The following is a 22,687-nucleotide window of genomic DNA, read 5'->3' on the forward strand; positions in this document are numbered from 1 at the left end:
GCTTAAAAAGCGCCACATCCTGTCCAAGAGATGGGGATCACCTCAGACCGCGACATGGAACGTCTGCCCTGCGATAGTCGTCACCGCCTTGGGCGAGCCGTGTGCATCTGGGGCATCGGTCGCCCCATTCTCCTCAAACGCCACTTGCGTCCATCTACCTTGAAGAAATCGCAGATCCGCTTCCATGACGGACTCCGTGGGTTTCTTCTGAACCCGGTATGGCATGTGAGCCGCCGCTTTGTCCCGCATAGCTGACGCCGTGCCCCGGTCCAGCGCCACTGGCGGTCAGATCGACGCACAGAGCCGAGGCTGTGTGAAAACTTAGCTGGGCGGCTGGTAGCGCGGGACAGTGTTCTCTCATCGCGGAAATGGTGTGAAGATGTTCGGTTCTGTTCCGCGTTGAGCAACAGCAGAGGGAAGTCATTCTCGGCGCGTCCATGGATTTCGAGTTTCCACACAGCCTCGGCCGATAGACGTCATTGCGGGGCCCGGGGCTGGTGCCCGAGGTAGGCCGCCCACTCCCCCATCATCTCCCTGCGCTTCTCGAACAGATCTGACCTCGTGTAGGCCTGCTCGGCCTTATCACCGGTCCGATGCGCCATGGCGGCCTCTGCCACCTCACGGGGATAGTTCGTCTGCTCCTGCGCCCATGTCCGGAAAGAGGTGCGAAAGCCGTGCACGTCGACGGGGAAGCCGAGCTCCTTCACCAGCTTGGAGAGCGTCATGTCTGACAGAGGTCTTCCGGCCTTGGTGCCGGGGAAGACATAGCCTTGCCCTCCGGTCTCCTGCAGGGCCTCTGAGGGGAGCTCCATGATGGGGCCTGCCTTCATGCGGGCTTCAGGGACCTCCCAGAGGGCTTTCCCGAGGTCCATCTCTTCCCGCACCTCACCGGAGCGGGAAGCCGTCAGAGTGATGAACTCAAGGGCGCGCTTCGTGGCAGGGAGGGCATGGAGGCCTTGATGGCTTCAAGACAGGCTGCCACCTCGTCATAGGGCATGGCTTTGCGCCGGGCCTTCTGGCCGCTCGGGCGGGGAAGCGCCTGATCGATATCCTGGGCGGAGTTATCGCTGCGCCAGCCCTGCGCTACAGCCCACTCCAGGATGGTACCGGGCCCGACGGGCAGTCTCATCCTTGTCGATCCGGATCGGCGTCAGAACCGACAGGATGGCAGCGGCCGTGATCTCAGGCACCCTGCGCTTACCGAGCTTTGGGAAAGCGCAGGTTTCAAGTGAGGTGATGAACTGCTCAGCGTGCTTCGTATTCTTCCATGTGGGGCGGTGCCTCTCATAGACCCTGCGTGCAGCGACCTCGAAGGCGGGGATCTCGCGCTCGTGCCGACGGGAGGCAAGGGGGTCTTCACCGGTGCGGGCCTGTCTGCGGTACCCGAGTGCCATCGTGCGGGCCTCAGCAAGGCTGATAAGGTCGGCTGAGCCAAGGCCGATCTCTGAGCGTTTGCCGTTGATCACGATGCGCTGGGTCCATGCCCTGCTGCCGCTGGCGCGGATGTGGGGGTAGAGACCATGGCCATCGAAGGACTTGCCCGGCTCGCGAAGGTTTTCATCTGCCGGACCGTGAGGGCTTTGACCGGACGCCTGTTGATGCTTGTCATTCGCCCCCCATTTCGCCCCCTAATAGACCAGGGTTTAAGAGGGAATCCAACGGAACCCAGTGGCACTGCAAGCCTACAAAATCCCTTATTTTATTGGATTTTTGTGCTCGGCGGAATTTGTCGGAACAGGGTAATGCGGAGTTTCGCTCCGCCATAGGCCTCTGATTTTATCGCATAAATCACCATTTTGGGCCGGTGACCTTTCAAATACCTCCACTGCATAGATATGACCTGTTGCAAGGTCTTGCGACAACCAGTTGCGCTCTGCCGGGCGTATTGACATTGCGCGCCGCTGCGCGCTGACCGCTCCTCAGCCAGCTTCGGCGTTGGAATGAGATACTGGCTGCGGACTGCTGCCTTTTGTCGTTTGCACCTCCCGAAGGGTCGGAGGGACATTCGCAGCCGGATCGCGTCTGCGCTTCGGAGCGACGTGAGCGTGCAGCGCGCGATGGCATCCCGGATCGCGAGTTCCTCGCAGAACAGAAGTTAAAGAAGCTCCGGGTGGAAATATTTCAGGAGACTCCTCCAGGGAGTGATTTGCCCGCAGACTGTCGCCCGTCGGAATTGTTGCGGCATTCCCTGGCTCTGCAGGTTCATATTTGCGGGTCAAGGTCTCAGATCAGGCCTCCGGGCAAGCCGATCCCCTGTCCCGAACCATGAACAGGTCGAGCAATGTTGCCGCCCTGAAGCTGCGGGGCTGGCTTGACCCTGAAAGGGAATGGTTCGCGGTGCCGAGCGATAATCCGGGTTATCCTGAGCGGCTTTGAGCCGTGGTATTTCAGTTTTGCCGCTCGGCAGAGGTTTTTATTGGCTTCCCCCTCCGGCAGAGCGAGCCATGGGGAGGCTACTGGTCCGACTGATCATGGCGAGCGGGGGGCAGGTTCCCGGGCATCAAAGCGTGGCCAATCGCCGGGACTGCAGCTCCCCGAACTGTTTTTTGGCCCTGTTCATCCGGGCGAGCCGACGCCGGGCGCGGCATCGGCTCCGGCTCCCCTGGCGGGCATGACTGGCGGCTCAGGATGATCAGAAACGCTGGAATGCGGGCTGCAGAGATGACCGGCGACCGCATCGGGAGCTTTGTCTGACCCGCCGATCAGCAGGCCGCCGGTGTCACCGCCGCAAGGATCGGGGAGAGCAAAACCTTCCACACGGCCACCGCTGCCCGAGGTGCGCTGCTAGTATGTCGCCTCGAAGGGTTACGATCCGGGGCGGCGATCACGAAATGAGGCCCTGCGCGCGTACAGGCGTTTCGGCAGGGCCAATGGCAGAAAGGGCCGGGATATCATGGCTGACGCATGGACGGGGCGGACGTCTCTGGTTCACTCGAACCTGCCTGATGTTAAGCTCTTCGGCGAGCGTACCATGGCCGGAGATTTCGACTGGCCGGACGCAAAGGGTCAAATCCGGTTTCTTCGCAGCCTTGCTCGGAGCTGGGGCAGTTCGGCTGCTCAGTCATGAACCGCTCCACGGCACATGGCATGTTGGGACCATTCTCCCCTGGTCAGGGGAGAATGCCGTTTGCACACCGAACAGCGCAGCCATGTTCCTTTGACACCCGCGGTCTGGCGGGGAGTTTGAGCATCTTAGCCAGTCGCTGAGGCGGTCAGCAGGGGGGCTTTCATCAGAAGACGCAGATGGTGGCGGCCCCCGATCCGCCCGATGGGGTGGGGGCCTTCGCTCAGCGCGGCCTGCAGAGCGCGCGGCGAAGGGCCGGGGCTACAGGAAGCTCTGCGGATCAATGTCCACCGCGACCCGCGCATGGGCGGGCAGCTTCAGCCCCTTCAGCCAGTCGTGAAGTGCGGCCTGCAGGGGCGCGCGGCGGCTGGCTTTGATCAGCAGGCGCACCCGGTGACGGCCCTCGATACGGGCGATGGGCGCGGGGGCGGGGCCCCAGACCTCGGCGCCGATTGCCTCCAGCGGGCGGGCGCTGCGGGCCAGGTGGTTGCCGATGTCAAAGGCGATCTGCGGATCATTGGCGGTGATGATGATCCCCGCAAGACGGCCATAGGGCGGCATGGCGTGCAGTTTGCGCGCCTCGGCTTCGGTGCGCCAGAAGCTCTCCTCATCGCCCGACAGGATGGCGCGGATCACCGGATGCTCGGGCTGGTGGGTCTGCAAAAGTGCAAGCCCCCGCCGCCCCGTGCGGCCCGCGCGGCCAGCCACCTGCCGCATCAGCTGAAAGGTCCGTTCCGCGGCGCGCAGGTCCGAGCCCTGAAGGCCCAGATCGGCATCCACCACCCCCACCAGGGTCAGCAGCGGAAAGTTATGGCCCTTGGCGACGATCTGGGTGCCGACGATGATATCACCCTCCCCCCCCGCAATCGCCTCAATATCGGCCTTCAGCGCCCGGGATGAAGTATAGAGATCCGAGGACAGGATCTTCACCTTTGCCTCAGGAAAAAGGGCCTGGGCCTCTTCGGCCATGCGCTCCACGCCGGGGCCGATGGCCACGAGTTTCCCCTCTACATGGCAGGAGGGGCATTCGGGCGGCACGGGCCTTGTGTCGCCGCATTGGTGGCAGACCAGACGGCCAAGGAAGCGGTGCTCGACCATCCGCGCATCGCAGTGGTTGCAGGCGATCTGACTGCCACAGGCGCGGCAGATCGTGACCGGGGCATAGCCGCGCCGGTTCATGAACAAAAGCGACTGCTCTTTGGCCTGAAGGCGACCGGCGATGGCCTCAGCGATCTCGGGGGCGATCCATTTGCCGCTTGGCAGACCCGATTTGCGCAGATCCACCGCCCGCATTTCCGGCAGTTCCGCCGTGCCAAAGCGGCTCAGCAGATCAATCCGGGAGTAGCGCCCCTCATGGGCATTGACCCAGGTCTCAAGGCTGGGCGTGGCCGAGGCCAGCACCACCCGCGCGCCCCCCATCGCGGCGCGCAGCACCGCCATATCGCGGGCAGAATAATAAACCCCGTCCTCCTGCTTATAGGAGGTGTCATGCTCTTCATCGACGACAATGAGGCCAAGGTTCTGAAAGGGCAAAAACAGCGCCGAGCGTGCGCCCGCCACCATGCCTACGCCGCCTTCGGCGCACATCTTCCACAGGCGTCGCCGCTCTGTGGTGGTCATGCCGGAATGCCACTCGCCGGGGCGCGCACCAAAGCGGGCCTCCACCCGGGCCATGAAATCGGCCGTCAGCGCGATCTCGGGCAGCAGCACCAGGGCCTGTTTGCCCATGGCCAGACATTCGGCCACGGCCTCAAGGTAAACCTCGGTCTTACCTGAGCCGGTCACCCCCTTCAGCATGGTGGTGCCATAGCTCTCTGAGCGCAGGCCCTGGCGCAGGCTCTCTGCCGCGGCCGCCTGATCCTCAGAAAGCGCCCGGCCGGGGCGGCCGGGGTCAAGCCGGGGGTAGGGGGCGTCCTTCGCCACCTCCTCTTCGCGCAGCGCGCCAAGGCCGATCAATCCCTTGACCACAGAGCTGCCGACCCCCGCCGCGCGGGTCAGATCGGCCAGCGGCAGCGCCGCGCCGCCGAAGTCCTGCAGCGCGTCGAGAACCCGCGCCCGTGCCTCGGTCAGTTTTTCGGGTCGAAAGCCGGTGGCGCGCAGCAGGCGGCGCATCTGCGGCGGATCGCCCAGGCCTGGCACCCGTGTCGCCAGCCGCACCATCAGGGGCAGCGGCGTCAACGTATAGGCGGCGGCGCGTTCGAGGAAATTGCGCAGATCCTCGGGCAGGGGTGGCGCGTCGAGAACGGCGCTCACGGGTTTCAGCTTTGCCAGCGGGTAATCCCCCGCGCCCGGTCCCCAGACCACACCTTTCACCCGCCGCGGCCCCAGCGGCACTTCGACAAAGGCCCCGCGGCAGACCCCGCCTTCGGGGGCTTTGTAATCCAAAGGCCGCAGCGGCATATCGGGGGTCAGAACCTGAACGGCAGAGCCTTCGGGCAGCAGGTCGGTCAGCTTCAAAGCAGATCCCCGATCAGAAATTCCGCCGCCCGGTCCAGCCGGATATGCGGCAGGCCCTGGCCGGGCACCAGATCCTGGATCGCCGGGGCAAAGCGCATCACCGCATAATCGCCGTCGAGCCAGCCCGCCGCGCCCTCGCGCGCAGGCACCAGCAGCCGCGAGGGGTCAGAGGGCAGATCGCCCGCATACATGGCCGCCACTTTGCCGCTGTCGGCAAGACGGCCCTGAACGGCCTGAATGCTGTCAGAGCCGCGCTGCAAATCCACTTCTGTGGTGGCGCGCACGGCGGCGATGGCCATGGCGGCGGTCTCGGCCCCGGCGAAATCGGCGCGGTCTTTGGCCTCGCGCAGCAGGGCTGAGAGGATCGTCACCAGCCGCGCGTGCTGGCTGTGATGCAGGTGATCGGCGCGGGTGGCGGCAAACAGGATCCGCTCAACCCGCCGCCCCAGCAGGAGTTCCGAGAGCATCCCGCCACGCCCCGGCCGGAAGGCGGCAAGGATCGCAGCCATCGCGCGGCGCATATCTTCGAGTGCCGCAGGGCCGGAATGGATGGCCTGCAGCGCATCCACCAGCACGACCTGACGGTCGATGCGGGAGAAGTGATCGCGAAAGAAAGGCCGCACCACGCGGGACTTATAGGCCTCAAAGCGGCGCTCCATCTCACGCCAGAGGCCGCGCGAGGCGGGGGTCTCGGGGCGCGGCAGCGGCGCAAAGGTCAGGGCGGGGCTGCCCTCCAGCTCTCCGGGCATCAAAAAGCGACCGGGGGTAATGTCCGACATCCCCGCCAGACGCAAAGCCGCGAGAAGGTCGCGCCAGGCGCCGGCCAGATCTTTGGCCAGCGGCTCATCCCAGGGGGCATCCTCCACCGCGCCGAGCAGGCGAAACCAGGTCCGGGCTTCTTCGCGTCCGGTGACGCGGGCCAGAACGCCCTCGGACCAGGCCTGATAGCTCAGATCCATCAACCCCAGATCCAGCAGCCATTCGCCGGGATAATCGATGATATCGAGATGCACTTTGCGCGGGCCGGTGAATTTCAGCAGGCCTGAGGGCCGCATCCGGAAACTCAGGCGCAGCTCGGACACCGCCCGCGTGCTGTCGGGCCAGCGCGGGGCAGGCCCGGTCAGCGCACCTAAGTGCCCCTCAAAGTCAAAGCGCGGCACGGTGTCATCGGGCTGCGGCTGCAGCCAGACCGCCTCAATGCGCCCGCCCGCTTCGGCCTGAAGCTGCGACATGCGGCCCCGGTCCAGCAGGTTTGAGACCAGCGAGGTGATAAAAACCGTCTTGCCCGCCCGCGCAAGCCCCGTCACACCCAGCCGGATCACCGGATCGAACAGGCTTTCCGAGAGGCCCGAGACCCGGCTTGAGACCTCATGGGCCAGATCCTGCGCAAGCTCAGTGACACCCATGGCGCGGACTTTCTTTCTCAGGACAACGACAAAGGGGCAGGGGAGGCACCCCCGCTCTCCCCAATCCAGGCATTCCGGCGCAGAATTTCAAGCCGGATCAGAGGTCTTTATGCGCAGGTGCGCGGCCTGATGGCGCGCGGTAAGGCCGTGTGACGTCGGAAAGCGTCAGATCAAGGCATTCGACACTCAGCCGCAGGGCCTCATCCCCCGCAAGCGTCAGATCGAGGAAACCTGCGCCGTCTTCGGTGGGGGTAAAGCCCAGCGTCAGCAGCGACAGGATCAGATCGGCATTGCCGGGCTTCAACCCCTGGCTTGCGACCTTTTGCACATCGCGGATGGTCAGGATGCAGCGCACACGCTCAAAGGGGCGGTTTTCGCGTTGCGCATGGTCAGCATCCTCCCAGCGAAAGCGGTTCAGCAGCAGATCAAAGCGGCGGCTTTTGGGCTGCCATTTCACATCCGCTGCCGTGAAGACCGCATCCTGAAGCAGGGCTGCGAGGATCGGCAGATCCCCGTCGCTCTGCGCCCGCAGGCGCAGGGGCTTTTCGGTGCCGTCCTCAAAACGTGCATCTGCCATGAACCGCCCTCCTGCCTGTGATGATTATTCCTGAATCCGCTCAATCGATGCGCCGCAGGCACCGAGTTTTTCTTCCACCCGCTCATAGCCGCGATCAAGGTGATAGACGCGTTTCACCAGCGTCTCGCCTTCGGCCGCCAGACCCGCCAGGATCAGCGAGACCGAGGCCCGCAGATCGGTCGCCATGACCGGCGCGCCGCGCAGACGCTCCACCCCGGTTACGGTGGCATGGCCGCCATGGACGTCGATCTTTGCGCCCATACGGGTCAGCTCGGGGGCATGCATGAAGCGGTTTTCGAAGATTTTCTCTTCCAGTACCGAGGTGCCCTCTGCGGTGCAGAGCATGGCCATCATCTGCGCCTGAAGATCGGTCGGGAAGCCGGGGAAGGGCTCCGTCACCACATTCACGGCCTTCAGACGGCCGTTTTTGCGGCTGACTTTCAGCCCGCGCGCGGTCTCTTCCACCGCCACACCGGCCTCATCAAGCTTTTCCGCGAAGGCGGTGACCAGATCCATGCGGCCGCCAAGGCATTCAACGGTGCCGCCGCAGATCGCCGGGGCCAGCATATAGGTGCCCAGCTCAATGCGGTCGGTAACGACCGGATGGGTCGCGCCATGCAGGCGGTCAACGCCCTGAATGGTGATGGTCGAAGAGCCCTCGCCCTCAATCTGCGCGCCCATGCGGCGCAGGCAGACCACCAGATCAACGATCTCAGGCTCGCGGGCGGCGTTTTTCAGCACCGTGGTGCCTTTGGCCAGCACGGCGGCCAGCAGGGCGTTCTCAGTGGCCCCGACCGAGACGAAGGGGAAATCGATCACAGCGCCGCGCAGCCCGCCAAGGGGCGCGCGTGCCAGCACATAGCCGTCGCGCAGATCGATCTCAGCGCCGAGCGCCTCCATCGCCTTGAGGTGCAGATCGACCGGGCGCGCGCCAATGGCGCAGCCGCCAGGCAGTGAGACCTCTGCCTCGCCAAAGCGCGCAAGCAGCGGCCCGAGCACCAGAATCGAGGCGCGCATCTTGCGCACGATGTCATAATCAGCGTGGCGCGAGGTCAGATCATGCGAAGACATCGCCAGAACCTGGCCCTGCTGCAGCGGCTGCACTTCGGCACCGAGGCTTTGCAGCAGCGTCGTCATGGTGCGGATGTCCGAGAGGCGCGGCGCATTGGTCAGCGTCAGCGGCTCTTCCGACAGCAGCGTCGCGGGCATCAGCGTGAGACAGGCGTTTTTCGCCCCCGCGATCGGGATCTCACCATTCAGTTCTGCGCCGCCGCGCACCAGGATCGCATCCATCGCCTCAGTCCTCTTGCCCGTTGTCACTATCGGTATCGTCTGCCTCGGCCGCTCGTTCTTTCGCCTGCACCTTTCGCTTTGCCATATTGGCTTTCAGCGCGGCCTTCAGGCGCGCGTCCCGGCTGTTCGGGGCGGAGGGCGGGGTTTTCTTCGGAATGTCGCGGGTGGTCATGATCTGTCTCTAACTGACGCGGCAGGGCGCGTCCAGTTCCACCCCGACAGCCTGTGACGCGCCCCTTGCGAAACGGCGGCGCCTCGCTTATGTTAGATCTGTCTTCGCCGGGGCAACCCACGGGGACTATGGACATAAACGCGCATGTAATACACGGATCGGACCCGGGGGCGGTACCCGGCGGCTCCACCATCATTCTCCTTCGTTTGGGGAGTGTGGGGCCGAAACAGGATCGACGAACGTCTAAAGATGTTTGCTTTGTCTCGGTGAGCCACCACCGTTATCGGTGCAAATGTACAGTTGCAAACGACAACCGTGCTCCGGTGGCCCTTGCTGCGTAAGCAGTTCGGGTACCGAAACTAAGTCCTTGCGGGTAGCACCGTAAGGCGGGGTTCGCAGGTACCTGGCAACAGAAACCTGCACCTTCCCCCCATATGATGACTGTGACACTGCGCCTGTCGCGGGCGGTTTGAGGCCTGAGCGTCAGTGTCCTCTGCGGGTCGCGTCTCCACGCCCGAAATCGGCTGCGCCGCAGAGGATGTGAACGGCTTTTGCCGCAGTCCGCCGGCAAACCGCGCTGTCACGGCGGCGATGAGACACGTTTAAACTGTTACCCAGACTGACATCTTTCACAGTTAAATTGTTGCAATTTGTTGCCAGAGCGGGGGATCCGCGCTTGTGACAGGCACTGCTACAATTATTCCCGAGCGAAACGGTAGACTTCAAATTTTGGCAGGCGTAAGCGCTGCCTCAATCGGCGGGAGCCCTGGTGTGCAGCCCCTCTCCCGCCCCATCTGTTTCTGCCGGAGTTTGCCTGAATGTCCGTCGCCCCCACGACCGCCTCCCGTCTCGCCCGTGCCCGTCTGCTGACCGGCTGTGCGCTTATCAGCGCCGCTCTGCCCTTTGCCGCGCTGGCGCAGGATGTCGCGGCAGAGGATGACGTGCAGCTTGATGCGATCCTTGTCAGCTCGGCTTCGGGTAAGGCGACCTCGGTGCAGGATGCGCCCGCCTCAATCACGGTGATTGATGCCGCAGAGCTGGCCGCGACCGGCGCCCGCGATCTGCGCGAGGCGCTGCGCACCGTGCCGGGCCTCAATATCACCAATGGCAATGACGGCGGCAAAACCCTGTCGTTCCGCGGCATGCCGGCTTCGCGCACGCTGCAACTGGTCGATGGTCGCCGCATTGGCGGCCGCAACACCATGGCGCGGGATTATCAGGGCGATCTTGGTGTGGTGCCGATCGACGCGATTGAGCGTATCGAAGTGGTCCGCGGCCCGATGTCGACGCTTTACGGCTCAGACGCCATGGGCGGTGTGATCAATATCATCACCAAAAAGGGCTATGACGTCTGGTCGGGCTCGGTCACCGCCGAGGCCACCCGCGGCGATGCCTCGACCACCAGTGACAGCAATTCGCTGTCGGGCTTTGTCACCGGCCCGGTGGCGCAGGATCTGACCTTCTCGGCCTGGGGCAAACTCTCTGAGACCGGCAGCCCGGTCGCGGTGCCGACCACCGGCACCGGCACCCGCGTTTCCAACAAAGGCGATAAGACCCGCGTGCTCGGCGCCAGGCTGAACTGGAAGCAAAGCGATGTCTCGGACTGGGGGCTGGAGCTTGGCAATGCGGTTGAAGACTATCTCGCCACCGATGCTGCCGGGGGCGCAGGCACCCGCGAGGTCAGCCGTAACCACCTGGTGCTGAGCCATGGTCTGACGCTGGGCACCGGCCGTCTGGACTCGGCGCTGCGCTTTGAGACATCCAAAAGCACCTCGCTGGCGGCCGGGGCGGCTGCGCCCAACAGCTTTGACACGCTGAACTTTGAGACCCGCTACAGCGATCTGAGCACCCTTGCGGGCCGGGAGTTCGAATATACCCTCGGGCTGACCGCGACCAAAGAGAAGCTCTTTGATGCGCAAAGCTCCAGCACCGGCACTGTGGTCGATGATGCCGCCCTTTCGGGCGCGCTTTTTGCCGAGGGCCGCCTGCGCTTCAATGATGCGCTGACCCTGACCGCCGGTCTGCGCGTCGATCAGCATGAGCGCTTTGGCACCCATGTCACCCCGCGTCTTTATGCGAACTACGACTTCGGCGGCGGTCTGACCCTGAAGGCAGGCTACAGCCAGGGCTTTGTCGCCCCCGATCTGCGCAACCTGAGCCCGAATTATCAGATGAGCTCCAACGGCAATGGCTGCAAACCCTATCAGGGCCCCTGCATCATTTTCGGCAACCCGGATCTGAAGCCCGAGACCTCGGATAACTTTGAGCTGGGCCTGAACTATCAGGGCGCGGATCTGAGCTGGGAAGTCACCGGCTTTTACAATGACATCACCGATATGATCGGTGCGCGCAGGACCAATGACGTCTTCGATCAGGTCTGGGTCACCGACCGCGCAACCGGCACTCCGGTTCTGCGCGACCGCTATAAATTCGTGCGCGACAACTTCGACAAAGGCCGCACCGCCGGGATCGAGGCGGGCTTTAACTGGACCGTCAATGACAGCCTGACCTGGAACGGCACCGCCACCTATATGGCGATCTCTGAGTTCCAATATGGCAATGCCAATGTCACCTTCCCGATGAGCACCACGCCGAAGTGGAACCTTGGCACCGGTGTGACCTGGCAGGCCAATGACCGTCTGAAGCTGAACGGTCAGGTGAATTACGTCGGCAAACAGGCGAACCTCTTTGATGCGACCGGCGTGGTTCTGCCGGGCGGCTTCACCGGCTCGGCCCCGGCGGGCCAGAACACCAAGGCCTATACCCTGGTCAATATCGGCGCGAGCTATGATCTGACGCCGAAGGCGACGCTGAACATCGGCATCGAGAACCTCTTTGACCGCCAGCCGGAAAAAGAAGTGAGCTATGCCGAAAACGGCCGTCTGTTCCGTGTGGGGATCACCACCCGCTTCTGATCTGCTTTGCAGTCTGACCCGAAAAGGCAGCCCTTCGGGGCTGCCTTTTTGCTGCGCCAGAGCCTGGTTTGCAGGGCAGGGTGGCGGCTCAGGGATCAGGAATGCAGCCGCCGGAAAAGCCGCAGTCAGGCCGATCGAAGCGCCATCGCGACTGTCACAGCCTGAGCGCGTCTCACAATCTGCCGCGCGACGCCGGGGCGGCCCTGCAGTGCCCCTCAAGCTCCGCGATCTCGCTCAGATGCGCCCGCCGGAAGGCGGCAGAGTTCGAATAAATCGAAGATCCGTCGATGTTGCGCCACTCCGCGCGGCGCTGCGCGGCAAGTTCGCAGACCTGGGCGCGGGTCATCTTTCGCGCTGCGGGCGGGCTGCAGGCAGACAGCGACAGCGCGAAAAGGATCAGCAGGGACAGTCTGGCAAACACGGGGGGGCTCCGATCTGACCGCCTGGGTCCCGCTGCGATACACGCTCAGGTTGCTTTATCTCTGCCTTTGGCGCACTAAAAAACGGCGGGCAAAGCCCGCCGTTTCATGGAATGTCGTCCCGGATCAGAGGCCGGCGTCTGCCGCAATCTCAGCGCGGCTCTTGCGCTGGCGCTCGGTCGCGGATTTCAGCTGGCCACAGGCGGCCATGATATCTTCGCCGCGCGGGGTGCGGATCGGCGAGGCATAGCCCGCTTTATAGACGATATCGGCAAAAGCCTCGATCCGCTCCCAGTCCGAACGGGTATAGGGCGAGCCCGGCCATTCGTTGAAGGGGATCAGGTTGATCTTCGCCGGGATGCCCTGGATCAGACGCACGAGGCGGCGGGCATCGGCATCCGAGTCGTTCACATCCTTCAGCATCACATATTCAAAGGTGATGCGTTCCGAGTTCGACAGTTTGGGATATTCGCGCAGCGCCGTCAGCAGCTTCTCAATGTTCCATTTCTTGTTGATCGGCACCAGCTTGTCGCGCACCTCATCGGTGGTGGCGTGGAAGCTGATCGCCAGCTGGCAGCCGATCTCTTCGGCGGTGCGCGCAATCTCCGGCACCACACCCGAGGTCGACAGCGTGATGCGGCGGCGGCCAAGGGCCAGACCCTCGCCATCCATCACAACGCGCATCGCATCGCGGACGTTTTCGAAGTTATAAAGCGGCTCGCCCATGCCCATCAGCACGATATTCGAGACCAGACGGCCCTCAATCGAGCCCTGGCCGACTTCGGGCCATTCGCCCAGATCGTCACGCGCCACCAGAAGCTGGCCGACGATCTCGCCTGCGGTCAGGTTGCGCACCAGCTTTTGCGTGCCGGTATGGCAGAACGAGCAGGTCAGCGTGCAGCCCACCTGGCTCGACACACACAGCGTGCCGCGGCCTTCTTCGGGAATATAGACCGCCTCAACTTCATGGCCGCCGGCAATGCGCAGCAGATATTTGCGGGTGCCATCGGCGGAAATCTGACGGGTGACGATTTCCGGCAGAGCAATCTCAAAATGCTCGGCCAGAAGCGCACGGTAGTCTTTCGACAGATTGGTCATCGAGGCGAAATCGCGCACGCCCCAGTGATACATCCACAGCCAGATCTGGCCGAGGCGCATCTTCACCTGTTTCTCCGGCGTGCCCGCGGTCAGCAGAGCGTCGCGCAGCTGGTCGCGGGTGAGACCCACAAGGTTCACCTTTCCCCCTTCCGGCAGTTTGCGCGGAATGGTCATCACATCCTGGGTGATCGGGGCGGTCGCGGCGGCAGGCGCAGCAGTCTGAGCGGCGGTCATGGGCAAATCCTCGGGCTGAGCGCCGTATATAGACTGAATGTAGCGAAAAGCAAAAGGGGCGGGTCAGAAATTGTGATGTGACACAGTTTGTCACCTTTGGCCGGGAAGGGTGGGCTGTAAATTCCTGACTATTTTTGTATAACTCGCGCGAATCGTACCAGAGATCGGACTCTTTCCATGCCCCGGCTTTCTACTCTCCCCGCCAGCGCCCTTCTGGTTTTCGGACTGGCTGTCGGAGCCGTGGCGCAGACGGCGGATCCCGGGCAGGGGGCTGCACCTGCGGCACCGGTCACCGCACCGCTGACGGCTCCGGCGGCTGAGGTGGCTCCGGCTGCGCCTGCTGTTGCGCCCGGGACGGCACCGCAGACTGCACCGGCCGGCGAGGTGGCTCCCGCTGCTCCTGCTGCCGGGGCGGCGGCGACCGGGACCGGCTCTGAAGCCGCCCCTCCGGCGCCCGCCACGGACCCTGCTCCCGCCGTCACCGGACCCGATGCGCCGGCCCCTGCCGCAGAGGGCGCGGAAGCGACCGAGGGTCTGCGCGAGGTCGGTCTCGACGGGCGTCGCGGCGGTGACCGCCCTCAGGCCGCCCCCGCTGCAGCCGCTGAGGTCGTCGCGCATGATCTCTCGCCGGAAGGCATGTACCGTCAGGCCGATGCGGTCGTGAAAGCGGTGATGATCCTGCTGGCCGTTGCGGCTTTCCTCACCTGGACGATCTTTGTTTTCAAGATGTTCGAGATCGGCTTTGCCAAAGCCCGCGCCCGCAGAGCAGCGCGGCTGCTGAACCGCGCCCCCTCTCTTGATGCGGCGGTGCGCGATCTGGGCAACCGCAGCGATCCGGCGGCTTTCCTCGCCCGCGCGATCCATGAAGAATATGGCCGCTCGGACACCATCCTTGACGCCGCTGGCGCAGAGGGTCTGAAAGAACGCGCCGTCTCCATCGTGGGCCGTGTGGACGCTCAGGCCACCGCGCGTCTGCGCCGCGGCATGGGCGTGCTGGCCACCGTGGGCTCGGTTTCGCCTTTTGTCGGGCTTTTCGGCACCGTCTGGGGGATCATGAACTCCTTCATCGGCATCGCAGAAAGCGGCACCACCAACCTTGCCGTCGTGGCTCCGGGCATTGCTGAGGCGCTGTTTGCGACCGCGATCGGCCTGGTGGCGGCGATCCCGGCGGTGGTGATCTACAACCATTTCACCCGTGGTATCGCGGCTTACAAACTGAACCTCGGTGATGCCGGGGCGGCTGCGCTGCGCCTTCTGAGCCGTGACATCGACTTCCGTCACCTGAAGGGGAACTGAGCCGTGGCCGGAGGGATCAACCAAAGTGGTGGCGACGACGATCTGCAGGAAAACTCTGAGATCAACGTCACGCCCTTTATCGACGTCATGCTGGTGCTGCTGATCATCTTTATGGTGGCGGCTCCGCTCTCGACGGTGGATGTGCCGGTCAATCTTCCGCGCTCAAATGCCGCAGCAGCGCCGCGCCCGCAGGAGCCGGTCTATGTGACGCTGCAGCCCGATCTGACGATCTCGGTCGGCAATGAAACCATCGCGCGGGAGGCCCTGGCCGAGGTGCTGCGCGCTGCCACGGCGGAAGACCCCGAGGCACGGCTTTACATCCGCGCCGATCAGACGGTGCCTTACGGCGCGCTGATGGAACTGATGAACCTGCTGCGCAGCGGCGGCTTTACCCAGGTCGGTCTGGTCGGTCAGGACGCGGCCACAACCGGTCCTGCGCCCGCCCCCGCCGCGGAGGCGCGCCCATGAACGACTGGTCGCAGCAGATCGCGCGCTCGCGGGCCCTGGCAGAAAACTTTGCCTGGGTGCTCTCGGCGGCTGCGGTTGCGCTGACCCTTTCGGGCGCCGTGGCGCTGGCCTCCTGGCTGAATGTTCGGATGGGGCGCGAAGAGGGCGGCGAGGCGCTGCTCATCGATCTGACCGATCTTCCGGTCATGGAAATGGTGGCCGAAGAGCCCGCCCCGCCCGAGCCCCCTTCGGTAGCGCAGGAAGAGGTGAAGGAAGAAGAGCCGGTTGAAGAGCCGGTTGAGACGCCGGAACCTGAGCCTGAGCCTGAGCCTGAGCCTGAGCCTGAGCCTGAGCCTGAGCCTGAGCCTGAGCCAGAACCGGAACCTGAGCCTGAGCCGGAACCTCCGGCCCCCGAGGATATCCCCGAGCCTGTCGCTCCGCCGCCGCCGCCCGAAACCCGTCCCAAACGTCGCCCCGAGGCTCCGAAGGTCGAGGAACGGGCAGAGCGTCCGCGCCGTGAAGAGCCCCGCCGCGAGCGTCGCCCGCAGCCGCCACAGCAGGCTGCCGCTGCCAGCAACGGAGGAGCTGCCGCTTCGGCCCGGGGGGCGGCCAGTGCCGATGCCATGCAGCGCTGGAAGCGCGGCGTGCAGGGCCAGCTTGACCGCCATATGCGCCGCCAGCGCTTTGCCGGTGGAAGGATCCAGGCCGTGCTGGCAATCTCGATCACCGGCGGTGGTCAGATCACCGGGGTCAGCCTGCGCAAAAGCTCGGGCAATGCGAATGTCGATCAGCAGCTGGTGGCCCAGGCCCGCAGCCGCGGCGCGGTGGATGCCCCCCCGGACGGCAGGCCGACCAATCTCGTGCTGCCCGTGAATATCCGCTGACATCCTGAAGCGCTGCTCCCCATGGGGGCGGCGCTTTTCCCTTCTGCACCGGGGATATATGCGGGATGCAGGACATCGCAGTGGCGGAAAGGTCGCGCCGCCGGTCTGCGCCGCACAGCCGGAGCCCCTGTGGCCCGCTGTGCGCCTCCTGCCAGGCGGGCGCAATGCTGACGCCCGCGAGGGGACGGGACCTCCTGACCGCCTGCTCGGCGTCGTGCTGAACCCCGCGCCGGTCCGGCACAGGGCATCCGGTCCATCAGCCTGATTTTGCGTCCCTTCCTTGGCCCGCTATCGCCAGAATAGTTCCGGGGGACACAACGCCCGTCGCAGATCATCCGGTATAGCCCTGAAAAGGAAGACGCTTCTGCGTTCTGGTGAGGCATAAAGCGGATCTGCCCGGTACAAAAGATCGGCCAGCACCGCTCACAGCATCGCCACCGGCATCCCGACAGAGGCAGGCCCCATACGCAGACCTTATTTCTGGCCACAAAGGGGAAGGTCAGCAAGCAGCCGGGGAAATGCGCTACGCCCCCCGGTGTCTGCGGCTGGACCTATGGCGCGATCTCAGCCTGGTTACGCCTTGCCACGCGCCAGGCCGGACGTGCGGGCGCAAGATCGGGGCTTCGTCTTTTGCACTTTGGGGTGCCTTCCGGTACGGCGCAGTTCGCGGCGGCAGGTTCACTTTGCCGCGCGGCCACGACCTGCTCCCTGGCCTGTCTGTCGGCAGGGCGGGGGCTCTGCGCTGACTCTGCCTGGCCGGGTTCAGAGTTTTCTGAGGGGGATCGGCAAATATCTCCTGGGTTTCATGGCTGATAACGGCCGTTCGCCGGGGTATCTGATGCCTGCCTGCGGGGCACTGCCCGGGCTTACAGAGGGCGCCCTTGGATCAGCGCATATCTGGCTTTTCGGGACATTCCACAGGCCAGACAGGCAAAACCCGCCCGCAGCGGGGCTGCGGGCGGGTTTTGAAGTGGTACCGCCTCCCCGGCTCGAACGGGGGACCTCCGGATCCACAATCCGGCGCTCTAACCAACTGAGCTAAGGCGGCACTGGCGCTTCTTTAACCTGTGGAAACGGAAAGGAAAAGGGCTGCCGGATGGCAGCCCTCAACTTTTTTCATATTTTTTGCGAAAGCCTTATTTGCAGCGGCCTTCGGCCTCCTGCATGGCGGCGGTGAAGCCGCGCAGCGAGAATTTATCGCGGGTATCCGTGCCGCGCGAGGACGAGCCGGTCAGCACAGCCTCATTGCCGCGGCGCATGGCGGCGAGGATCGCCGTGTCCTGCGCGGCATCACGCGGCCAGGCCCATTCGCCATCGGTGACCATGTTGAATTTCTCGCTGCCGATTTCCAGCGTCACGGTTGCGCCCGCACCATAGGCATAGCCCGGCGTGAACGAGACCTCACCACGGGCGTTCTGGCCCGGCCGATAGGTCACAAAGAGCATGGTATCGCCGCGGCGCACCTGAACCGGCTTGCCGCCGCGCGAGTTGACCGATTCCTTGGGGGTCGAGACGCCCCAGCATTCTTTCGGCTTTTCCCAGACGCAGACGCTCCAGTCGGTCTTGGCCGAGACGCATTTCGTCTGTGCCGCCGACTGTGCCTGAGCACCTGCCGCAGAGAAGCCCACGGCGAGTACCGCACCTGCGAGCACGCCCGAAATTCGTTTCATCATCAGCCCAAAGCCTCCAGCCGTTCCCTGCCTCATCAGCTTTGCCAGCTTTTCCGGTGGCGAGGGTTATTTCAACTCGATATGCCATCTTTTAGCGCGTTTACCCTGCCAGTTGAAACCCCCCTGAGCGGGAAATCGCGTATCTGTTATGCCGGGCAAACACGGGCAAACGGTTCAACGGGAAGGATGAGAAAATGACGGCAGTTCCGATGGCAGAACTCTGGCGTGGCGGGCGGATGGAAAGTCGCCACCGCGGCCATGCGGTGGTCTGGCACAGCTCAGGCGGCCTGGTGGAGGCCTGGGGCGATGCGGGCGCGATGATCTTTCCGCGCTCCAGCTGCAAAATGATCCAGGCTTTGCCGCTGATGGAAAGCGGGGCCGGGGCCGGGCTGAAGCCGCATCAGATCGCGCTGGCCTGTGCCAGCCACCAGGGCGCGGCGCTGCATGTTGAGGCCGTCACCCGCTGGCTCTCGGATATGGAGATGTCGCAAAGCGATCTGCGCTGCGGCTGTCATGAGCCCTCGGATCTCACCGAGCGCAACCGCCTGATCCGCGCGGGTGAGGCGCCCTGCCAGATCCACAACAACTGCTCTGGCAAGCACACCGGATTTTTGATGATGAACCGTCATCTGAAGGGCGATGCCGAATATGTTGATCCCGCCCACCCGCTGCAGCGCGCCATCGCGCAGGCCCATGATGAGGTGACGGGGGAGAGCAGCCCCGGCTTTGGCATTGATGGCTGTTCGGCGCCGAATTTCGCCACCTCGCTGACGGGTCTGGCCCGCGCTATGGCGGCCTTTGCCGGCGCGACGGGCGAGGGGGATGCCCGCGACCGGGCGATGTTCACGCTTGCCCGCTCGATGGCTGCGCATCCGGAGTATGTGGCCGGAGAGGGGCGCGCCTGCACCGAGCTGATGCGGGCGATGGATCACCGCGTCAGCATTAAAACCGGCGCAGAGGCGGTTTTCATCGCCATCATCCCCGGGAAAAAGCTCGGCATGGCGGTGAAGATTGAGGATGGCAATTCCCGCGCCTCAGAGGCTGCGATTGCGGCTCTGCTGGTGCGCCACGGCGTGCTTGATGCAGCCCATCCGGCGGCACAAAAGCGGCTGAACCCGGTGCAGAAGAACTGGCGCGGCTTTGAGACCGGCGATATCCGGCTCTCGCCCGGCTTCCCGGGCTGAGCGTCAGGCGGGGCTCAGCGCAGGCCGAGCCCCGCTTTCATCAGCGCTTTGCGCACCGGCGCAATGCCGTAAAAGAGGCCAAGCGCCCCGGCCCGCAGATCGCGCAAAGGCTGCGGTGCCAGCATCGAGGCGCGGTTCAGCAGATCAATCCCCTGCACCCGCAGCGCGATATCACCGGCCCGCGCCCGGGCATATGTCTCAAGCATGGCGGCGCTGCCGAGTGCCTCGGGCGCGGCCTCGGCCAGATCGAGCAGGCTCGCCACATCACTCAGGCTCATATTCAGCCCCTGAGCGCCGATCGGCGGCACCACATGGGCGGCTTCGGCGATCAGGGCGGTATGGGGCGCGGTGAACTCCGCCGCTTTTTGGGTGATGATCGGCCAGAGCAGCCGCGGGGTCGCGAGTTTCAGCGCGCCGAGAATACCGCAGGAGCGGGTGAAGGCCTCCGCCTCAAAGGCGGCTTCGGGCAGGGCGGCCAGGCGCGCGGCCTCGGGTCCGCGCTCCATCCAGACCACGGAGGAGGCATGTTGCCCCTCCCGCGCGGGCAGCGGCACCAGGGTAAAGGGCCCGCCCGAGCGGTGGATCTCGGTCGAGACATTCTCATGCGCCAGATCATGGGTGACGGAAAAGACCAGCGCCTTTTGCCCGTAAGAGGTGCGGGTGGCAGCAATCCCAAGCGCATGGCGCACGAATGAATCGCGCCCGTCGGCCGCGATCAGCAGCTTCGCCCGGATCTGCCGTCCGTTTGACAGGGTGACCAGGGCGGCATCTTCCCGCGCCAGAACGGCGGTCGTGGCCACGCCGGGGCAGAATTCAACCGTAGAGATCGTGGCCAGATGCGCCACCATTTCGCGGCGCAGCAGCCAGTTCGGCAGGTTCCAGCCGAAGGGCGCATCCGAGATATCGGCGGCATCAAAGTCACGGATCAGCCGCGCCACAGGCTCGGGGCCGCCGGCATCAACAATCCGCATCACCTGCAGCGCCGAGGCCTCCGGGGAGAGCCGCGCCCAAAGGCCCGCCCGCTCCAGCAGCGCCACAGAGGGCTGCAGAAAGGCGGTGGTGCGCAGATCGGCCCCCGCGGCACTCTCGGAGGTTACGGGCGGGGCGGGATCGACGCAGAGGGTGCGAAACCCGGCCTGGCCAAAGGCCGCAGCCGCCGCAAGGCCCGCCACACCGCCTCCCGAGACCAGGATATCAAAGCTCTCGCGCGTCATGGCAGCCCCTCCTTCAGCAAAAGGCCCTCCCGGTTTAACCGGAAGGGCCTGAAAGGAAAAGCCGAGAGGCTGTGATCAGCCGCGGGTGACCGCAATCATGAAGCAGAACATCAGGAAGACTTCGACCAGCGCCACCAGCGTCAGCACATGAAGACCCCAGATCATCGCCGCCGACAGCGCCAGGCTGACGGCACCGCCGATGAGGTAGAAGACCGAGTTAAAATCACGCTCAATGTCGCGCAGGATGGTGCCGATGACCGGCAGGCGCCAGAGAAGGCCCTTGCGGCGCGGTTGGTCGGTTGCGGCCATAGGGCCCTCCGTCAGTGAAAGCTGCGGGGGCGATATACCGTTTATCACCGCTCTGCGGCAGCCGGACGTGATGTCGCACCCCCTTGAAGGGGCGGGCGCTCAGAGCCCGGTCAGACGGCCGAGAAAGCTGCTCAGATCAAGGCTATGATGGCCGATATGCGGCGCTTTCACCGGCTCGGGGCCCACAAGCACGGTCTGCATGCCCATCTCATGGGGCACGGCGAGATTGCGGGGGTCATCTTCGAACATCGCCGCCTGACGGGTCACCACCGCATCCAGGCTGAAGATCCGCTCAAAGGCCTCCCGCCGGGGCTTGGGGTGATAATCCGCCTCCTGGACGCCATAGACCGCATCAAAAAGCGGCGTCATCCCCCGTGCCTCCAGCACCGCCCGGGCATAGGGCACGGTGGCATTGGTATAAACGATGCGCCGTCCCGGCAGGGCCGCAATCCGCGCGCTCAGCAGCGGATCGGGCGTCAGCGCGCTGAGATCGATGTCATGGACGTCTTCGAGGAAGGGATCGGCCTCGACGCCGTGTTTTTCCATCAGCCCTGCCAGCGTGGTGCCATAGGTCAGATAGAACTCGCGGCGCAGCCTGTTGGCGGTGTCACGCTCCACCTTCAGGGTGCGCATGACGTAATCGACCATCTTCCCCTCAATCTGGTCAAACAGCCGGACCGAGGGATCATAAAGGGTATTGTCGAGGTCAAAGACCCAGGTCGACACATGGCGAAAGGCGGGCTGAGGATCGGCGGCGTGTTCCATGCCACAGAGCTAGGCTGAGATCGTCGCAGGCGCAATCCTTTGCTTGCCCGGGCAGCGCCGGGGTCTTAGGTTTCCCCCCCATGACAGCATCACACGCAAAACTCCCGCCCGTGCCGCAAAAAGACGCCTATACGCTGATTCTTGAGGCGATTGATGCGGGGATCTATCGCCCCGGCGACCGGCTGGTGGAATCCGAACTGGCCGAGCGCTTCGGCGTTTCGCGCACGCCGGTGCGCGAAGCTCTGCAGCGGCTTGAGACCCAGTCGATGCTGTCGCGCGACGGGCGCAGCCTGATCGTGGCCTCGCTCGATCACAACCAGCTGGCCGAGCTTTACGCCGTGCGCGCTGAGCTTGAGGGGCTGGCCGCGCGTCTCGCTGCCCAGCACGCCAGCGAAGAAGAGATCCGCCTGCTGAAGGGCATGGTGCGCGAAGACAGGAAGCTGCTGGGTGATCCGGGCGCGCTCGCCCGCGCCAACCGGCGGTTTCACAAGCAGATCCACCTCGCCTCGCACAACCGTTATCTGATCCAGCAGCTTGATCTGGTGCACCGCTCCATGGCGCTGCTGGCCTCGACCTCGCTGGCGGCCGAGGGGCGCGACTCGGCGGCGCTCGCCGAGCATGAGGCCCTGGTCACCGCCATCGCCGCGCGCGACGGCGACGCCGCCTGCGAGGCCCTGCGCCGCCATATCTCGCTGGCCTTTGAGACCCGCCTGATGATCGATGCGGGGGAAGTGAAGATGGTCTGAGAGCGGCCGGTCTGCCCGTCAGCGCCCGGGACCGGCTGTTTCTGAGATCAAATCCTGACGCTGGGCCGGGTGGGGTTCTTTGGTTTTGACGGCTGCATGGCCCGGGCGCTTCGACGGGCTGTGACATCTTCTTTTCGGCGGCGACAGAGGCTCATCCCCTGAGAGCTGTGCGTCGGAACCCGGAGGATCACGTCCGAACCCGGATGTGCGCATCGAAGCCCGGATGATCACGCCGTCCTCCAGCCACTCCCGCTCTGCAACCTTTGGGGTGCGGCCCGTGGCGAGTCCCGCATCGGGTGCTGTTCAGGCTCTGCACATGCCCTGGGAAATGGGGCCGTCCCGCGAGGCTTCGACCCCAGGGGGCAGTGTTGCCCGCATCAAAGGTCCCGGACATCTGTGCCAGAGCACAGAGCACAGAACACGGCGCGCCGGGCGGGTCAGGTCAGCGGATCTCCCCGATCCGGGCCTGCGGTCGGGCTACTGTGCCGGGATGAACGGGGCATCTTTGTTCATGAAGGCTGAGACGGGACAGGACCT

At 64.6% G+C, this 22,687-nt stretch carries 20 protein-coding genes, 1 tRNA gene and 1 other RNA gene; 7 read left to right on the forward strand and 15 right to left on the reverse strand.

Going from position 1 to position 22,687, the window contains the following annotated elements:
• Window positions 1–42 precede the first annotated feature (42 nt).
• The 8 genes from EG244_RS20535 to EG244_RS20750 form a co-directional block, all read right to left on the reverse strand.
• The gene (locus tag EG244_RS20535; protein WP_158617362.1) at window positions 43–186 is read right to left on the reverse strand and encodes a hypothetical protein; all 144 of its coding nucleotides are present in this window, start codon (window positions 184–186) and stop codon (window positions 43–45) included.
• Between the two features lie 290 nt (window positions 187–476).
• Window positions 477–872 (reverse strand): tyrosine-type recombinase/integrase, encoded by a 396-nt coding sequence (locus tag EG244_RS21120; RefSeq protein WP_233589065.1) that lies wholly within the window; start codon window positions 870–872, stop codon window positions 477–479.
• 189 nt (window positions 873–1,061) lie between these two features.
• The gene (locus EG244_RS21125; RefSeq protein ID WP_233589067.1) at window positions 1,062–1,505 is read right to left on the reverse strand and encodes a DUF4102 domain-containing protein; all 444 of its coding nucleotides are present in this window, start codon (window positions 1,503–1,505) and stop codon (window positions 1,062–1,064) included.
• A 1,820-nt stretch (window positions 1,506–3,325) separates the two neighbouring features.
• Window positions 3,326–5,515 carry a primosomal protein N' gene (locus tag EG244_RS18230; RefSeq protein WP_124966620.1) on the reverse strand — a complete coding sequence of 730 codons (2,190 nt, stop codon included), beginning with the start codon at window positions 5,513–5,515 and terminating at the stop codon, window positions 3,326–3,328.
• A 2-nt stretch (window positions 5,516–5,517) separates the two neighbouring features.
• Window positions 5,518–6,927, reverse strand: a complete 1,410-nt coding sequence (locus tag EG244_RS18235; RefSeq protein ID WP_124966602.1) for a YcjX family GTP-binding protein — start codon at window positions 6,925–6,927, stop codon at window positions 5,518–5,520.
• Between the two features lie 97 nt (window positions 6,928–7,024).
• On the reverse strand, window positions 7,025–7,504 hold the full coding sequence (locus EG244_RS18240; protein ID WP_124966603.1) for a DUF2948 family protein: 480 nt from the start codon (window positions 7,502–7,504) through the stop codon (window positions 7,025–7,027).
• A gap of 24 nt (window positions 7,505–7,528) precedes the next feature.
• Window positions 7,529–8,797 (reverse strand): UDP-N-acetylglucosamine 1-carboxyvinyltransferase, encoded by a 1,269-nt coding sequence (murA, locus tag EG244_RS18245; RefSeq protein WP_124966604.1) that lies wholly within the window; start codon window positions 8,795–8,797, stop codon window positions 7,529–7,531.
• 4 nt (window positions 8,798–8,801) lie between these two features.
• Window positions 8,802–8,969 carry a hypothetical protein gene (locus EG244_RS20750; RefSeq protein ID WP_199738026.1) on the reverse strand — a complete coding sequence of 56 codons (168 nt, stop codon included), beginning with the start codon at window positions 8,967–8,969 and terminating at the stop codon, window positions 8,802–8,804.
• Between the two features lie 61 nt (window positions 8,970–9,030).
• On the opposite strand from EG244_RS20750, the gene ssrA reads away from it, so the two are divergent.
• Both ssrA and EG244_RS18255 read left to right on the forward strand, forming a co-directional pair.
• Window positions 9,031–9,393, forward strand: a transfer-messenger RNA (tmRNA) gene (gene ssrA / locus EG244_RS18250).
• Between the two features lie 394 nt (window positions 9,394–9,787).
• A complete protein-coding gene (locus EG244_RS18255; RefSeq protein WP_124966605.1) occupies window positions 9,788–11,884 on the forward strand; it encodes a TonB-dependent receptor plug domain-containing protein in 2,097 nt (698 codons plus the stop codon).
• 172 nt (window positions 11,885–12,056) lie between these two features.
• Here EG244_RS18255 and EG244_RS18260 read toward each other — a convergent pair whose 3' ends face one another.
• A complete protein-coding gene (locus tag EG244_RS18260) occupies window positions 12,057–12,305 on the reverse strand; it encodes a hypothetical protein (RefSeq protein ID WP_124966606.1) in 249 nt (82 codons plus the stop codon).
• Window positions 12,306–12,429: 124 nt separating this feature from the next.
• Entirely contained in the window at window positions 12,430–13,635 is a 1,206-nt protein-coding gene (gene rlmN / locus EG244_RS18265; protein WP_124966607.1) for a 23S rRNA (adenine(2503)-C(2))-methyltransferase RlmN, read from the reverse strand.
• 177 nt (window positions 13,636–13,812) lie between these two features.
• On the opposite strand from rlmN, the gene exbB reads away from it, so the two are divergent.
• From exbB to EG244_RS18280, 3 genes are read left to right on the forward strand one after another with little or no spacing between them, the layout of a single operon-like run.
• Window positions 13,813–14,931, forward strand: a complete 1,119-nt coding sequence (gene exbB, locus EG244_RS18270; RefSeq protein ID WP_124966608.1) for a tonB-system energizer ExbB — start codon at window positions 13,813–13,815, stop codon at window positions 14,929–14,931.
• 3 nt (window positions 14,932–14,934) lie between these two features.
• Entirely contained in the window at window positions 14,935–15,399 is a 465-nt protein-coding gene (gene exbD / locus EG244_RS18275; protein ID WP_124966609.1) for a TonB system transport protein ExbD, read from the forward strand.
• Window positions 15,396–16,262, forward strand: coding sequence for a TonB C-terminal domain-containing protein (locus EG244_RS18280; protein WP_124966610.1), 867 nt, complete (start codon window positions 15,396–15,398; stop codon window positions 16,260–16,262). Before exbD ends, EG244_RS18280 begins: the two co-directional genes overlap by 4 nt.
• 971 nt (window positions 16,263–17,233) lie before the next feature.
• On the opposite strand, the gene EG244_RS18285 is transcribed toward EG244_RS18280, so the two are convergent.
• Both EG244_RS18285 and EG244_RS18290 read right to left on the reverse strand, forming a co-directional pair.
• Window positions 17,234–17,310 (reverse strand) — tRNA-His (locus tag EG244_RS18285).
• 88 nt (window positions 17,311–17,398) lie between these two features.
• Complete coding sequence (locus tag EG244_RS18290) at window positions 17,399–17,935, reverse strand: invasion associated locus B family protein (RefSeq protein WP_325050401.1); 537 nt, start codon at window positions 17,933–17,935, stop codon at window positions 17,399–17,401.
• Between the two features lie 191 nt (window positions 17,936–18,126).
• Between EG244_RS18290 and EG244_RS18295 the strand changes: the two genes are divergently transcribed.
• A complete protein-coding gene (locus EG244_RS18295) occupies window positions 18,127–19,116 on the forward strand; it encodes an asparaginase (RefSeq protein WP_124966611.1) in 990 nt (329 codons plus the stop codon).
• A 14-nt stretch (window positions 19,117–19,130) separates the two neighbouring features.
• On the opposite strand, the gene EG244_RS18300 is transcribed toward EG244_RS18295, so the two are convergent.
• The 3 genes from EG244_RS18300 to EG244_RS18310 form a co-directional block, all read right to left on the reverse strand.
• The gene (locus EG244_RS18300) at window positions 19,131–20,330 is read right to left on the reverse strand and encodes a UbiH/UbiF family hydroxylase (RefSeq protein WP_124966612.1); all 1,200 of its coding nucleotides are present in this window, start codon (window positions 20,328–20,330) and stop codon (window positions 19,131–19,133) included.
• 75 nt (window positions 20,331–20,405) lie between these two features.
• The gene (locus EG244_RS18305; RefSeq protein ID WP_124966613.1) at window positions 20,406–20,639 is read right to left on the reverse strand and encodes a hypothetical protein; all 234 of its coding nucleotides are present in this window, start codon (window positions 20,637–20,639) and stop codon (window positions 20,406–20,408) included.
• A gap of 99 nt (window positions 20,640–20,738) precedes the next feature.
• Complete coding sequence (locus EG244_RS18310; protein WP_124966614.1) at window positions 20,739–21,404, reverse strand: pyrimidine 5'-nucleotidase; 666 nt, start codon at window positions 21,402–21,404, stop codon at window positions 20,739–20,741.
• Between the two features lie 80 nt (window positions 21,405–21,484).
• On the opposite strand from EG244_RS18310, the gene EG244_RS18315 reads away from it, so the two are divergent.
• Entirely contained in the window at window positions 21,485–22,150 is a 666-nt protein-coding gene (locus tag EG244_RS18315; protein WP_124966615.1) for a GntR family transcriptional regulator, read from the forward strand.
• The last annotated feature ends 537 nt before the right edge of the window (window positions 22,151–22,687 follow it).

Source organism: Falsigemmobacter faecalis (assembly GCF_003863335.1).
GTDB classification, from domain to species: domain Bacteria; phylum Pseudomonadota; class Alphaproteobacteria; order Rhodobacterales; family Rhodobacteraceae; genus Wagnerdoeblera; species Wagnerdoeblera faecalis.

Excerpts from the sequence above, each read along its gene's own strand:
- EG244_RS20535 (WP_158617362.1), bottom strand. The coding sequence starts at position 186 with ATGGAAGCGGATCTGCGATTTCTTCAAGGTAGATGGACGCAAGTGGCG.
- EG244_RS21120 (WP_233589065.1), bottom strand. The coding sequence starts at position 872 with ATGGACCTCGGGAAAGCCCTCTGGGAGGTCCCTGAAGCCCGCATGAAG.
- EG244_RS18235 (WP_124966602.1), bottom strand. The coding sequence starts at position 6,927 with ATGGGTGTCACTGAGCTTGCGCAGGATCTGGCCCATGAGGTCTCAAGC.
- EG244_RS18240 (WP_124966603.1), bottom strand. The coding sequence starts at position 7,504 with ATGGCAGATGCACGTTTTGAGGACGGCACCGAAAAGCCCCTGCGCCTG.
- murA (WP_124966604.1), bottom strand. The coding sequence starts at position 8,797 with ATGGATGCGATCCTGGTGCGCGGCGGCGCAGAACTGAATGGTGAGATC.
- EG244_RS20750 (WP_199738026.1), bottom strand. The coding sequence starts at position 8,969 with ATGACCACCCGCGACATTCCGAAGAAAACCCCGCCCTCCGCCCCGAAC.
- EG244_RS18255 (WP_124966605.1), top strand. The coding sequence starts at position 9,788 with ATGTCCGTCGCCCCCACGACCGCCTCCCGTCTCGCCCGTGCCCGTCTG.
- rlmN (WP_124966607.1), bottom strand. The coding sequence starts at position 13,635 with ATGACCGCCGCTCAGACTGCTGCGCCTGCCGCCGCGACCGCCCCGATC.
- exbB (WP_124966608.1), top strand. The coding sequence starts at position 13,813 with ATGCCCCGGCTTTCTACTCTCCCCGCCAGCGCCCTTCTGGTTTTCGGA.
- EG244_RS18280 (WP_124966610.1), top strand. The coding sequence starts at position 15,396 with ATGAACGACTGGTCGCAGCAGATCGCGCGCTCGCGGGCCCTGGCAGAA.
- EG244_RS18290 (WP_325050401.1), bottom strand. The coding sequence starts at position 17,935 with ATGATGAAACGAATTTCGGGCGTGCTCGCAGGTGCGGTACTCGCCGTG.
- EG244_RS18295 (WP_124966611.1), top strand. The coding sequence starts at position 18,127 with ATGACGGCAGTTCCGATGGCAGAACTCTGGCGTGGCGGGCGGATGGAA.
- EG244_RS18300 (WP_124966612.1), bottom strand. The coding sequence starts at position 20,330 with ATGACGCGCGAGAGCTTTGATATCCTGGTCTCGGGAGGCGGTGTGGCG.
- EG244_RS18305 (WP_124966613.1), bottom strand. The coding sequence starts at position 20,639 with ATGGCCGCAACCGACCAACCGCGCCGCAAGGGCCTTCTCTGGCGCCTG.
- EG244_RS18310 (WP_124966614.1), bottom strand. The coding sequence starts at position 21,404 with ATGGAACACGCCGCCGATCCTCAGCCCGCCTTTCGCCATGTGTCGACC.
- EG244_RS18315 (WP_124966615.1), top strand. The coding sequence starts at position 21,485 with ATGACAGCATCACACGCAAAACTCCCGCCCGTGCCGCAAAAAGACGCC.